The organism is Streptomyces adelaidensis (assembly GCF_016598475.1).
GTDB classification, from domain to species: domain Bacteria; phylum Actinomycetota; class Actinomycetes; order Streptomycetales; family Streptomycetaceae; genus Streptomyces; species Streptomyces adelaidensis.
On record NZ_JAEMUX010000055.1, the window covers coordinates 1 to 12,975 of the forward strand.

Sequence of the window (12,975 nt, forward strand, 5' to 3'; positions counted from 1 at the left end):
TTCAGGCATGGCAAACGACCCCCGAAGGGTGCGACGGAGCGGACGGTGAGCGTTCGACTACGAACCGCTTAGTAAGCGTGCACCGCCGCAAGGCGCGGTGCAACTGTGCACCGAGAGTTGCCCCGAACGAGTGACGCGGGGCGTGTCGAGCATCGCGATCCGGCAGCCTGTCAGCGCAGGCCGGACCAGGGGAGGCAAGCAGGTGGGAGCACGCGCAGAGCCGACGGCGCGTCAGGTGCGGCTGGGCCACATCCTCCGCAAGGTGCGTGAGGACGGCTCGCACGGCAGCCAGGACACCATGGCACGGTCGCTCAACTGGTCGATAGCCAAGCTGAGCCGCATCGAGTCGGGGCGTATCGGCATCTCCGAACCAGACCTGGGCCTGCTGCTCGACCGATACGGCATCGAGGACCAGGACCTGCGTTCCTACATGCTCGACCTGCGCAGGCGGGGCAACGTGCGCGGTTGGGAAACGGACATCCGGTCAGTAGTGAGCCCCATGTACGCCGACTACATCGGCTACGAATCGGACGCGTCGGAGGCGTACAACGCCGAAGTCAACCTGATTCCAGGGCTATTGCAGACCTACGCGTACGCGGCGGCCATCCTTGACCTGCACCTGCCCGGCATCCCGGAGGACGAGAGACACGAAAGGCTCGCCATCCGCAGCAAGCGGCAACAGGTCTTCGACCGACCAAACCCGCTGATTCTCTGGGGCGTTATCTCTGAGTCAGTGTTTCGGCGTGTCATCGGCGGACCCGACGTGATGGTCGAACAACTCGAACACCTACTTTCCCTGGCCAAGGAATGCCCTGGCACGGTCAACATTCACGTGCTGCCCGAAGCATCAGAGTCTCACGGGCTGCTCTACGGCCCCTTCGTGGTCCTATCGTTCCCCGAACGTTGGGAGCCCGACATTGTCTACCTCGAAGGACTGACCGGTAACAGGTTCCTGGAAGAGACCGGGGAAGTCCAGGCATACAGCCGACTGTTCAATCGGCTCATGATGTCGGACTCTCTCAGGGGAGCCGAATCGATGAAGCTCATAGAGAGACACCTCAATAATCACCGCAAAGGATAGGCAGGAATGTCGGAGCACATAATCCCGGACGCCTCCAAAATATCCACGGCATGGCAGAAGTCATCCGTTTCCGGAGGCGACGGCAACTGCGTCGAGTTCGCCCCCCACGACAACGGCATAGCCATCCGTCACAGCAAGGCCCCCAACGGCCCCGCCCTCCTCTTCACCCACTCGGAGATCGCCGCCATGCTCGCGGGCGCGAAGGCCGGCGAGTTCGACCACCTCACCCAGGGTTGACGTTCGCGCGGACGAGCAGCGTGCCGATGTGGCCCGGCGTGGGCGCATCGAGCACGCGCGCCTCGGCCGAGGCGAAGCCGGCCCGGGTCAGCAGGCGCTCCCAGACAGCGGGGCGGTAGCTGTAGCGGTAGGTGAACATCGCCTTGCCCGCGAAGCCGCCCTTGTACATGCCCTGCGGGCCGTACGCGCCGGGGATGGCCGGCGGCTGGGAGAACACGAACACGCCACCCGGGTTGAGCCGTGCCCGCACGAGCGGGAGGAGGCGGCCCGGGTCGGTGAACCATGCCCAGCTGCTGAACGAGCTTCCAGCCGGCCTCAGCGAGTGGGCTGCGCATCCCGCGCTCGAGGATGAGGAGTGGCGGGCGATCGAGCCTGTCGGCTGGCGTGTGCGGCGGAACCGACTACGAGTTCCTCACGTCGCCTGATCTGAACACCGGCAACCACTAGCCACCGCCCTGGAAAGCCGTCCACCCGACGCGTCAGTCGGGCCACACCCCTGCCCACTCTCCCTGCAACGAGCCCGACGGCCAGACAGGCCGAAACCTGACCAACCGTCGGCCACTACCTGTGGATTCGGGTCAGACCTCCGAAGAGACCGTGATGAGGATCAGGCCCGAGAGTCCCGTCACCGCCCGGATCGAGTCCGCGAACACCTCCGTCGTCCAGGCGGCCACGTCCGTGGACCACTCGCGCACGTCGCAGCGGAAGGCGAGCGCCCGGCGCAGGCCCTCGGCCTGCACCACCCCGGCGAGGGGACGGGCGAGCCCCGGAGTCATCGTGTCGGCGGGCTTGAGGGGCTCAACCGTCATGTGTTGGTACGTGCGTTCAAGCGCTGCCTCGCGGATCTCGGCGGCCCGCGCGGCGAGGTTCGCCGACGGCAGGGCGGAAACGGTGACCGTCAGCGAGGCCGCGCCGGACGGGTCGGCGAGGGCGAACCACTCGGCCACTTCGGCGAGTTCGACGCGGGCGTCCCCGGCGCGGTGCAGCGGCACGAGGGCGTGTGTGCCGGTGAGGCGGATGGTGCCGACGCGGCGTAGCGCGTCCGAGAGGACCGTGATGACGGGCAGGACCGGGAGGCGGCGGGCGCGCTGCTTCTTGCCCTGAGTTTTCACGGGCCGGGGAAGCGACGACTGCAGCCAGGCCAGCTGGCGGACCTGGCCGTCCTGCGTCCAGTCGCCGTCCGCGTCGTTGTGGTCCCAGAGGTTGTCGGCGGGCTTGTCCGTAAGGGCGGTGGAGCTCCAGGCGTAGGCGGACGCCCGCTTCACGGCGAGGCTGAAGACGTCCTCGTCGAGGTCGAACTCGGCGCTCACCCGGTCGATCCAGGGATGCCGGTCCAGTACCCCGTGCAGTCCCACGATGAGGGTGGCGTCCGGACCGGTATCACTCATGGTCGTACTCCTGGATCAAGCGGATGGAATGGCAGAACTAGAAAATCAAACGCCGCACTTGACCGTGACCGACTTCGTGTAGACCTTCTCCGGCGAGTCGGCCACGCCGATGAGGTCGACGTCGATCATGGTGCGCCACTGGCGCTTGTTTTGGTTCGCGCACTTCTTGCGCGCGACGACCCGACGGGCGCTGCCGCCGTTGCCGGACTTGAGGTTCTTCGCGTTCTTGGCGACCGAGTGCCACTTCGTGCCGGACTTCATCTGCAGCCAGATGGTGACCTTGGCCTTGGTGCCGGGGCCGCTGACGTGGGTCCACCAGGCGTGGGCGGACGCCGTGCGCGGCGGGGTGCTCGAGATGTGCACGCGGTCGCCGTTGGTGATGAAGACGCCGGGGCCGTTCGCGGCGGCCGGCGCGGCCACCGCGGGGGCGACAGAGCCGCCGAGCAGCGCGGTGGCCAGAGCCGCCGACGTTATGAAGGTGCGCATGCGCATGGTGTGGTGTCCTCCGTTGGTCGGATGCCGTGTGCGCGGGATTTGCCGACGGTGGACGGATCTGACGTATGCATGCCATACCGGCGCCGGTCAAGCGCGGGCGTGTGACATGACGTCAGCCCCGAGAGCATCCCCGTGATACCCGTTCCCCGTTGGGCGGTCGGCAAGAGCGGTGCCGTCCGCGCGTTCTCTCGCCTGTTGCGAACTGTTGCTTCCGACGTCGATTCGTCACGGTTCACCTGCCGTTTCCGCCTAGCAACAGAGTGAGCGGTTACGGGCGGCCTTGGCGGTGATCACCTTCGGGGCGGCGGCCCGGCCGCTCTCGTCGATGTCGATGAAGCCCAGATCGGCGATCGCGCCGAGCCCGGCCGCCCGTAGCTTCTGCGTGAGCTTGAGCCTCATAGTCGTAACGGGTGGGTGCGCCACAGAGCACGTCCGGGTCTGGCCGCCGAGGCCCACAGCAGGCGGCTGATGTCATCCCGAGAGTCACCCCGACCGCCCGGTCAGACGATCTTCACCCTGGACACGACCGTCTTGCCACGCGAGGCATGGCAAGACGCCCACACACCAGACCCGTGACCTGCAACTTCACGATGCACACCGCTCAGTAGACACACGAGGGGTGCCGTGAATGACGCAGCAATCCGCCACTAAAAGTAACAAGTGCTGTGAAATCGCACTTCTGACGGTCATTCATGTCCGGAGCATGATCTTCCATACGGAGAAATGATGTTGTAAAGATGTAGTCGAACATCTGTACCCGGCCGGGGGAGGAATCGGCCGGAAGTTGAGGAGGGGTGAACACGTGCAAGCACTCTTGCAACGGAGCGCGAGAAAGCTCTTCGCTGTCATGGCCATGGCTGGGGCTTTGTTTGTCGGCTCTGCGCTGACCGCCCAGGCGGCGAGCTTCGACAACATGTACAAGACCGACAACACGTACTGGGACTGTGAGGACGACGGCTATTTCTGTCGGACCGACAACGGTTACCTGACTTTCGCCATCGAGCCGGGCATGACCGACGCCGGCGACACCGATGTGCGCGAAGTGCTTCGGGATGAGTACGGGCCCACCGATCTCGAACGGCACGAGCACACGGGCAGTGAAATCCAGTACGACGGCTCGTCCGAGACGGACATCATCTTCGACTGGAACGACCCGAGTCTTCCCGCCGGCGTTCAGGGTATGACCTGGTGCAATGACGCCGCGAGCGAGTATGAGTGCGACCAGCACTACATCAGCTTCGACAACATGGGTGGCGGGGCGGCGAATCCCTGGAAGGCCGTTGTCTGCCACGAAACCGGGCATGCCGTCGGCCTCACCCACGGGTACGACGCATCACCCCGGCAAGGCAATACGGACAGCGACCTGGGCTGCATGCGCACGGGTGGCACCGTTGAGCAGTTGATTTCCTGGACGAATCTCGGGTCGCACAACGTCGGCCAGATCAACGATGTCTACGTCAAGCCGTGACCGGCCCTGCTGCGGGAACCGATTCTGCCGGGCGGCCGTCGAGGCGTCGGGCTGTACCAGTCCATATGAGGGGAAGCCGTTTCGTGTTTCGTGTGAAGAGTGACCAGTCTGCTGCGGGTCGGCGGTGGCTGCCCGCGACGCGGTGCGGGCGCCTGAGCGTCCTTGCTGTCGCGGTGGCTGCCGTGGCCGGTGGGACTTTCGCCGGTGTTGCCACCGCCAATGGCGGGGACGAGGGGCCGCTGGCAGTCGCGGTCCACATGTCGGAGGGCTTCCCGACCCTGACCGCGTCCGACTGGGTCACCCACGGCGACCACGCCGTCGTGATCGAGATGGTGCCCGGCAGCGAGCGCAAGGGTGCCCTGCCGGAGGACAAGAAGGACAACGGCGAAGGGCACATCCCGCGCACCGCGACGATGAAGGTCGATCAGGTGCTGTGGTCCAAGCCCGGCGCCGAGGCCGCGCCGGAGACCTACCCGGTCGAGCTCCTGGGCTGGTGGTGGGAGGGCGGCAGCGAGCGGGAGTTCGCCTGGCAGGGCGAGCCCCGCTACGAGGAGGGCCACAAGTACATCGCCCTGCTGGTGAAGGGCGATGACGGCAAGTGGAACGCGACCCTGCACACGATGCCCTACGACGACGGCAAGGTCGGCACCGGCGAAACTGCCGGCAAGACCAGCACCAGCGAAACCGCCGCGAAGACCGCGTCCGTCCACAGCGCCGATGAATCTCAGAGCCTGGAGAAGGAAGCCAACGGCAAGAACGCGGCCACGGTGAAGCAGCTCCTGGAAGCGGCACAGCCGACGAAGTAGTCGCACACGCCCACACCGGCCCCAGCGGCGGGGACTACTTCGCCCCGCCGCAGGGGCCGTCGCATCACTCTTGAGGACACCCGAGCAGGCTCCTCACTACGGTCGTGGTCACTTCGCTCTCAGCGGTGTCCGAGGCACGGCCGCAGGCCCACGGGCTGCTCCGGCAGGTGGAGATCGTTCGATGTTCCTCAACACCCAGCCCTTCGGTCGCCTGTGTCCGGCCTTGCCCACCCGGAGAACCCGTGGCAGGACTGCACCCGCCTGAGCGGGGAGGGAATCACGCTGCTCAGCCCGAGCCCTGCCGGCAGGCGACCACACCGCACTGCGGTCCAGGCCGCGGACTCCTGACGAACGTACGGCTGGCAGCTGGGGTCCACTCCGGCGAAGCCCGGCCGCGGCTCGCGGGCCGCCGGCCCCTGCTGACTGCTCAGCCGGGTGGTGCGGCTGGGTCGACGATCCGGTAACCCACGCCGGGTGTGGTGGTGATGACCGGTGGGTCGCCGAGTTTGCGGCGCAGGCGGCTGATGGTCACCGTGACGGTGTTGGTGAACGGATCGGCGTGCTCGTCCCAGACCTGTTCGAGGAGGTCCTCCGCGCTGAGGAAGGCGGGGCTCGCGCTCAGGAGGGCTTCGAGTACGCCGAACTCCTTTACGGAAAGGTCGAGGTGGCGGCCGTCGCGGGCGGCCGTACGGCCCAGCGTGTCGAGTTCGACGCCCGCCATGCGCAGGGTGCGGGACCGGGCGGCGGGGCGACGGCGGCCCAGCGCGCGGATGCGCAGGACAAGTTCGGGGAAGTGGAAGGGCTTGGCAAGGTAGTCGTCGGCGCCCAGGGCCAGGCCGCTGACACGTTCGCCGGGAGAGCCGGCGGCGGTCAGCATCAGCACCATCACGCGGCCGTCCCGCTCGATGATCATCTGACAGAGAGTGTCGCCGTGGATGCCGGGCAGGTCGCGGTCGAGCACGACGACGTCGTACGCGTTGACGTCCAGCTTGGCTGCGGCGTCGAGCCCGTCGTAGGCCACGTCCACGGCCATGCCCTGGTCGCGCAGCCCCTCGGCGATGACCTCGGCGAGAGGGCGGGCGTCCTCGACCACCAGGACCCTCAACGCGCCACGCTCCTTTCTGCGTTGGGTGCCTTCGCCGTCTCGTAGTCTCCGTCGTCCGTGCGGGGGAGGATGACGGTGACGCGCAGGCCGCCGTCGGGGCGGGCGTGCAAGTCCAGGGTGCCGTGATGGGCCGCGACGATGGCCGCGACGATGGACAGGCCGAGGCCGCTGCCCCGGCCGGTGCTGGTCCGGTCGGCGCCGAGGCGGCGGAAGGGCTGCGCGAGGTCCGCCACCCGCCGCTGGTCCAGGACCGGACCGCTGGACTCGACGACGAGGGACACTGTGCCCCCGCCGTCCCCTGCACGTTCTTCGGCCCGTACCGCAGCTCCGATCCAGCCCCCTGAGTCGTTGTGCGCGATCGCGTTGTCGATCACGTTGTCGGCCGCGCGGCGCAGAAGTGTCCGGCTGCCCCACACCCACGCGGAGCCGTCGATACGGGGTTCGCGCACGGTCAGGCCCTTGGCTGCGATGTCCCCCGCTCGCCCGGCCAGGGCGTCCCATGCGAGCCGGCCGAGGGCGAGCCGCCCCGAGTCGGTGAACTCGCCGTGCTGGGCGCGCGCCAGGACGAGGAAGCTCTCCAGCAGCAGGTCCACCTGGTCGAGTTCAGCACGCATCCGGGCGGCCAGCACGGCGGTGGTCTCAGGCACAGGGCCCGGCTTGGCGAGGGCCACGTCCAGGGAGGCCCGCATCGTGGTGAGCGGAGTGCGCAGTTCGTGGGAGGCGTTGGCGACGAACAGGCGCTGTGCCTCGAAGGAGCGCTCCAGGCGGCCGAGGAGGTCGTCGATGGTGTCGGCGAGGTCCTTTACCTCGTCGACGGGGCCATCGATCGCCAGGCGTTCGTGCAGGCTGTCGGCGGTGATCCGGCGGGTGGCCGCCGTCATCACGCGCAGTGGGCGCAGTACCCGGCCTGCGAGGAACCAGCCGAGACCGACCGAGACCACCGCCATGACGCCGAGCGCGATGGCGGACCCGATCAGGATCTCCTTGGTCTGATTGTCGTGTGCCTGAGCCAGTTGCTGCTCCAGCTCGTCGATGCGGGCCTGGGCACTTGACGCCCGGTCGGGCCAACCCGTACCACCGTCGGGCGCGGCCGGGCTGAAGAGCGATCCGCCCACGGCCGCGATGGCGAGCAGTGCCGTTCCGGAGACCAGGAACAGCGTGACGTACAAGGCGGTGAGGCGTGCGCGGGCGGTGCCACGGCGCAGGCCGAGCCAGGCGGTCAGGCTCGCCAACCGGCGGGGGGGTCCCCACTTCATCTGTCTGCTCCCTTCCTCGGACTGAACCGGGGACGTCCCGGCCAGGGCCCTGTGACCAGGCTAAGCGGGGGCGCCTAACAGTGAAATGACAGCGCCCGTTCGGCCTCTGTAACCCATGCTGTCGCAGGGTGGGGCCCCAGAGCGATGAAGGCTGTCGACGACGCAGATACGAGGGCGGCCGTCGAGGCGTCGGGCTGTACCAGTCCATATGAGGGGAAGCCGTTTCGTGTTTCGTGTGAAGAGTGACCAGTCTGCTGCGGGTCGGCGGTGGCTGCCCGCGACGCGGTGCGGGCGCCTGAGCGTCCTTGCTGTCGCGGTGGCTGCCGTGGCCGGTGGGACTTTCGCCGGTGTTGCCACCGCCAATGGCGGGGACGAGGGGCCGCTGGCAGTCGCGGTCCACATGTCGGAGGGCTTCCCGACCCTGACCGCGTCCGACTGGGTCACCCACGGCGACCACGCCGTCGTGATCGAGATGGTGCCCGGCAGCGAGCGCAAGGGTGCCCTGCCGGAGGACAAGAAGGACAACGGCGAAGGGCACATCCCGCGCACCGCGACGATGAAGGTCGATCAGGTGCTGTGGTCCAAGCCCGGCGCCGAGGCCGCGCCGGAGACCTACCCGGTCGAGCTCCTGGGCTGGTGGTGGGAGGGCGGCAGCGAGCGGGAGTTCGCCTGGCAGGGCGAGCCCCGCTACGAGGAGGGCCACAAGTACATCGCCCTGCTGGTGAAGGGCGATGACGGCAAGTGGAACGCGACCCTGCACACGATGCCCTACGACGACGGCAAGGTCGGCACCGGCGAAACTGCCGGCAAGACCAGCACCAGCGAAAGCACCGGTGAACTTCAGGGTCTGGAGAAGGAAGCCCACGGCAAGAACGCGACCGCGGTGAAGCAGCTCCTGGAAGCGGCCCAGCCGACGAAGTAGCCGCACACGCCCACACCGGGCCCTGCTGGTCCTCACGAACCGCGAAGTCGCCCGATGACCGACGATCTTCACCAAAGTCACCCGCCAGCGACCAGCACGAGCATCCCGATGCCTGCGCACACCAGCCCCGTGACCACCAACTTCAGCTTGCACACCTCTCAGTGCACCTGCCACCGCGCCAACGGACCGGCATCCACCTCAAGTTCATCGATCATCAACTAGTGAACATACAGCCACTCACAGTCACTGAAATCCCAGCAACAGTCGCTTGTGGCTAGAGACCGCGTGAAGTACCGCCTGCGGCGTCCGTTGCGGTGAGTTTCGCTGCTACAGGGTTCTCGAAACCGTCGTACAAGAGCATCGCCGAGGTAAGCCTCCTCAGGCGACGCACGTCACTGACACAACCCTGCGCCTCGCTGACATCTACTCTGCGCCCGACAGGACATCCACCCCACCGAAGAGGGCGCCCGGCCAGCACCAGGCGCCCCCGTCTCACGCCGCGGTCACTGCGCCGCACAACTCACGCTCGGCACACCTCCGCCCCCGGGCGCACCCCCGAAGCCGAAGCTCGCCGAACCTCCGGCGGCCACAGCCCCGTTGTGGGCGGCGTTCGTCGCCGTCACCGTCGCCCCGCTCTGCGTGTACGAGGCGTTCCAGATGTTGGTGATCTGCTGGGAGCCCGGCCAGGTCCAGGTCACCTCCCAGGAACTGAACGCGGTGGTGCCGGTGTTCGTCACCTTCACGTCGGCGTTGAAGCCGCTGCCCCAGTCGCTGCTGACGGTGTAGGCGGCGGTGCAGGCGGCCGTCCCGCCACCGGGGTCGCCCGGGTCATCCGGGTCATCCGGGTCACCAGGGTCCGCCCCGCCGGACGGGAAGCCCGGGGCCTTGATGCTCGCCAGGTAGCCGTCCTTGACCGTGTCGACGGTCTGCCAGTCGTCCTTCAGGATGCCGCCCGTGTCACCGGAGTTGGGGTTCCAGGACCAGAAGGTCCAGTGGAAGGAGTCGTTGCCGTAGGCGGAGGTGGAGCGGAGGTACGTCACCAGGGCCGCCAGCCACCTCTGGTCCACGGTCGGCTGCAAGGTCGTGCCGAACTCGCCGACCCACACCGGCGCGATGTTCTGCTTGAAGATGTAGCCCCAGTACTTGTCCCAGATGCCGGGCATGTTGGCGGGGAAGGCCGGGTCGCTGAACCAGCTCTGCTGGGCGACACTCGTGGCGTAGTCGTGGGCCGAGTAGACCACCCGGTTGGGGACGTCCAGTTGCACCGGGTACTGGGCCACACCCATCAGGTTGCCGCCCCACCAGCCGGAGACGCCGTCGTACGTCTGGACGCCCTCCACGAGGATCAGCAGGTCGGGGTTGACGGACAGCACCGCGTTGCCGGCGCGCTGGGCGGCCAGGCGCCAGTCCCTGGCCGTGTCGCCGCAGCCCCAACAGGCGGGATCGTGGGGCTCGTTGTGGAGGTCGATGCCAATGACCGTCGGGTCGCCCTTGTAGCGGGTCGCCAGCGCCTTGAGGTTGGTGATCCAGGTCGTCTCGGGGACGGCCGAGGTGTACCAGAGGGCGGACTGGCCGGCCGCGTCCGGGCGGTGCCGGTCGAGGATGATCTTCAGGCCGCTCTGACCGGCGTACGTGACGATCTTGTCCATGACCTGGAGCGAGGTCAGCCCTTGCAGGTCGGCGTTCTTGCCGTCGGAGTAGTTGATGCTGTCGGGCATGGCGCCGGACTTGAGGATGTCGTCGCTGTAGGGCATCCGGATGGTGTTGTAGCCCAGCGACTTCATCTGGTCGATCATGCTCTTGTAGTCGCGGGACCAGAGGCCGTGGGGCACCCGGTTGGCGGTCTCGAAGCCGAACCAGTTGACGCCCGCGATACGGACCGACTGGCCGGACGCGTCGAGGAGTTGGCGGCCGTTGGTGTGCCAGTAGCCGGCGCCGGCCGCGGCCGCGTCGACCCCGGCCGCGCGGACCTCCGGTGCGGTGGCCGCCGCCGCCGACCGCGCACCGCCGGCCAGCGGCAGCGCGAGCACGGCGGCGGCCGCGCACAGGGTGCCCAGGGTTCTCCGTAAGCCGCGGAACCTGCGGATCCTGTGGAATCTGCGAAGCATGTCGCTGTTTCCTCCTCGGGAGGCGCGGGTCCGGAACGAGTGGGAGCGCTCCCACCACCCGTACCCCCATGGAAGACAGGTCACATGGACACGTCAAGACATCCGGCGTCACCTGATACACCGGACACCTTTCCGCGCCCCTCAGCCGAGGCCCGTCACCGGCTCAGCTTCTGGAACCTCCGCACCGCCAGCGGCAGGAAGACCAGCGTCAGCAGCACCGGCCACACCACGGCCATCGGCAGCGCGTTCTGCTCGATCCAGGTGTCGCCCCCGGCGACCGGGGTCCCGAACAGTTCGCGGGTCGCGGCGGCCGTGGAGGAGATCGGGTTCCAGGCGGCGATCCAGCCCAGCCAGTCGGGCATGAGCTGGGGCGCCACGAAGATGCTGGAGATCATGGTCAGCGGGTAGGCGACCGCGAACAGGCCGCCCGCGGCCTCCGGGTTGGGGACGAGCAGGCCCAGCCACACACCGATCCAGATCAGCGCGAAGCGGAGCCAGAGGAGCAGGCCGAAGGCGGCCAGGAAGCCGAGGCCCGCGTCCGGGCGCCAGCCCATCGCGAGGGCCGTCAGCATCATGATGGCCAACTCGGCGCAGGCCACCAGCAGATCGGTCACCCCGCGCCCGGCGACCACCGCCGACGCCGCCATCGGCATGGAGCGGAAGCGGTCGATGACACCCTTGGTGGAGTCGTGGACCACCAGCGTGGCCGTGTTTATGAAGCCGAACGCCATCGTCATCGTGAACATGCCCGGCATCAGGAAGTCCCGGTAGTCCCCGCCGCCGGGCACCTGCATGGCGCTGCCGAACACATAGCCGTAGAGGAGGACGGAGAGGATCGGGAAGCCCAGCTGCCAGGCGATGTTGATGGGCTGGCGCCGGTAGTGGGTGAGGCCGCGGCGGACGATGTTCCAGCAGTCGGCGAGCAGCCAGTACGTACGGCCGCGCGGGCTCGGCGCACTGGGCGTGCCCGGCGCGCTCAGATCGACGGCGGTCATGCGGCTGCCCCCTTCTCGGACGTCGAGAACTCCTCAGATGCCGCAGAGTCACCCGACTTCTCGGGCTTCCCTGACTTCTCTGGCTTCCCTGGCTTCTCGGTGCGGTGGCCGGTCAGACGCAGGAAGACGTCGTCCAGGCTCGGCCTGCGCAGGCCGATGTCCTCGACCCGTACGCCCTCGTCCTGGAGCGTGCGCGCGACCTCGGTGAGGGCCGAGACGCGGTCGGTGACGGACGCGTGGACGCGCAACTCCGTCTCGTCCGACTCCGGTTCGCCGTGCGCGACGCGGGCGACGACCTTCACGGCGTGCGGGATGTCGGCGCGTTCGGCGACGACGACCTCGATACGGTCACCGCCGACCGTGTTCTTCAGCCCGTCGGGGGTGTCGTCCGCGATGGCCCGGCCCTGGTCGATGACGGTGATGCGCGAGGCGAGCCGGTCGGCCTCCTCCAGGTACTGCGTGGTGAGCAGCACGGTCGTGCCGCCCGCCACCAACGCCCTTACGGCTTCCCAGACTTCGCCCCGGCTGCGCGGGTCGAGGCCCGTTGTCGGCTCGTCGAGGAAGAGGACGGCCGGGGCGAGGATCATCGAGGCGGCGAGGTCGAGCCGCCGCCGCATGCCGCCGCTGTACTTGCCGACGCCCATGTCGGCGGCGTCGGAGAGGTCGAACCGGTCGAGGAGTTCGGTCGCGCGCAGCTTCGCCGCCCGCCCGCCAAGGTGGAAGAGCCGACCGAACATCTCCAGGTTCTGGCGGCCCGTCAGCACCTCGTCCACCGCCGCGTACTGGCCGGTGAGGCCGATCCTGGACCGCACCTCGCGCGGGTGCCGCGCCACGTCGAGGCCGGCCACCGTCGCCCGGCCGCCGTCCAGTCGCAGCAGTGTGGAGAGGATGCGCACGGCCGTGGTCTTGCCCGCGCCGTTCGGGCCGAGGAGGCCGTGCACCGTGCCCTCGCGGACGATGAGGTCGAAGCCGTCGAGGGCGAACTTCTCGCCGTATCGCTTCTCCAGCCCCTCCGCCCGCACCGCGTATCCGTCTGTGCCACTGCCGCCGTTGCCGCTCTTGCCGTCCTTCATGGAATCCCCCTTCTCCTTAACCGAGTACACCGTACCCTATT

General features: G+C 68.1%; 13 protein-coding genes and 1 pseudogene. 5 read left to right on the forward strand and 9 right to left on the reverse strand.

Annotation, left to right across the window (positions count from 1 at the left end):
• The first annotated feature begins 142 nt into the window (after positions 1–142).
• Both I8N67_RS27290 and I8N67_RS27295 read left to right on the forward strand, forming a co-directional pair.
• Complete coding sequence (locus I8N67_RS27290; protein ID WP_200306576.1) at positions 143–1,081, forward strand: helix-turn-helix domain-containing protein; 939 nt, start codon at positions 143–145, stop codon at positions 1,079–1,081.
• A 6-nt stretch (positions 1,082–1,087) separates the two neighbouring features.
• Complete coding sequence (locus I8N67_RS27295) at positions 1,088–1,318, forward strand: DUF397 domain-containing protein (protein WP_200306578.1); 231 nt, start codon at positions 1,088–1,090, stop codon at positions 1,316–1,318.
• On the opposite strand, the pseudogene I8N67_RS27300 reads toward I8N67_RS27295, so the two are convergent.
• The 4 genes and pseudogenes from I8N67_RS27300 to I8N67_RS27315 form a co-directional block, all read right to left on the reverse strand.
• Positions 1,305–1,604: pseudogene (locus I8N67_RS27300) on the reverse strand (SAM-dependent methyltransferase); the annotation flags it as partial. The gene I8N67_RS27295 and the pseudogene I8N67_RS27300 sit on opposite strands and share 14 nt — an antisense overlap.
• A 292-nt stretch (positions 1,605–1,896) precedes the next feature.
• Positions 1,897–2,706 carry a hypothetical protein gene (locus tag I8N67_RS27305; RefSeq protein WP_200306580.1) on the reverse strand — a complete coding sequence of 270 codons (810 nt, stop codon included), beginning with the start codon at positions 2,704–2,706 and terminating at the stop codon, positions 1,897–1,899.
• Between the two features lie 45 nt (positions 2,707–2,751).
• A complete protein-coding gene (locus I8N67_RS27310) occupies positions 2,752–3,192 on the reverse strand; it encodes a hypothetical protein (RefSeq protein WP_234046371.1) in 441 nt (146 codons plus the stop codon).
• Between the two features lie 258 nt (positions 3,193–3,450).
• Positions 3,451–3,600 carry a hypothetical protein gene (locus tag I8N67_RS27315; protein WP_200306584.1) on the reverse strand — a complete coding sequence of 50 codons (150 nt, stop codon included), beginning with the start codon at positions 3,598–3,600 and terminating at the stop codon, positions 3,451–3,453.
• A 403-nt stretch (positions 3,601–4,003) separates the two neighbouring features.
• Here I8N67_RS27315 and I8N67_RS27320 point away from each other — a divergent pair, with 403 nt between their 5' ends.
• Positions 4,004–4,669, forward strand: a complete 666-nt coding sequence (locus I8N67_RS27320; RefSeq protein WP_200306586.1) for a hypothetical protein — start codon at positions 4,004–4,006, stop codon at positions 4,667–4,669.
• Positions 4,670–4,851: 182 nt separating this feature from the next.
• Complete coding sequence (locus tag I8N67_RS27325; RefSeq protein ID WP_307835382.1) at positions 4,852–5,475, forward strand: hypothetical protein; 624 nt, start codon at positions 4,852–4,854, stop codon at positions 5,473–5,475.
• Between the two features lie 427 nt (positions 5,476–5,902).
• Here I8N67_RS27325 and I8N67_RS27330 read toward each other — a convergent pair whose 3' ends face one another.
• Positions 5,903–6,580 carry a response regulator transcription factor gene (locus I8N67_RS27330; RefSeq protein ID WP_200306589.1) on the reverse strand — a complete coding sequence of 226 codons (678 nt, stop codon included), beginning with the start codon at positions 6,578–6,580 and terminating at the stop codon, positions 5,903–5,905.
• Positions 6,577–7,836, reverse strand: a complete 1,260-nt coding sequence (locus I8N67_RS27335) for a sensor histidine kinase (protein WP_234046372.1) — start codon at positions 7,834–7,836, stop codon at positions 6,577–6,579. The genes I8N67_RS27330 and I8N67_RS27335 overlap by 4 nt, the downstream gene beginning before the upstream one ends.
• A gap of 325 nt (positions 7,837–8,161) precedes the next feature.
• On the opposite strand from I8N67_RS27335, the gene I8N67_RS27340 reads away from it, so the two are divergent.
• A complete protein-coding gene (locus I8N67_RS27340) occupies positions 8,162–8,758 on the forward strand; it encodes a hypothetical protein (RefSeq protein WP_307835383.1) in 597 nt (198 codons plus the stop codon).
• A gap of 503 nt (positions 8,759–9,261) precedes the next feature.
• Here I8N67_RS27340 and I8N67_RS27345 read toward each other — a convergent pair.
• The 3 genes from I8N67_RS27345 to I8N67_RS27355 form a co-directional block, all read right to left on the reverse strand.
• Positions 9,262–10,866, reverse strand: coding sequence for a cellulase family glycosylhydrolase (locus I8N67_RS27345; RefSeq protein ID WP_200306591.1), 1,605 nt, complete (start codon positions 10,864–10,866; stop codon positions 9,262–9,264).
• 155 nt (positions 10,867–11,021) lie between these two features.
• A complete protein-coding gene (locus I8N67_RS27350; RefSeq protein WP_200306593.1) occupies positions 11,022–11,861 on the reverse strand; it encodes an ABC transporter permease in 840 nt (279 codons plus the stop codon).
• Positions 11,858–12,934 (reverse strand): ATP-binding cassette domain-containing protein, encoded by a 1,077-nt coding sequence (locus tag I8N67_RS27355; protein WP_200306595.1) that lies wholly within the window; start codon positions 12,932–12,934, stop codon positions 11,858–11,860. The genes I8N67_RS27350 and I8N67_RS27355 overlap by 4 nt, the downstream gene beginning before the upstream one ends.
• Positions 12,935–12,975 lie beyond the last annotated feature (41 nt).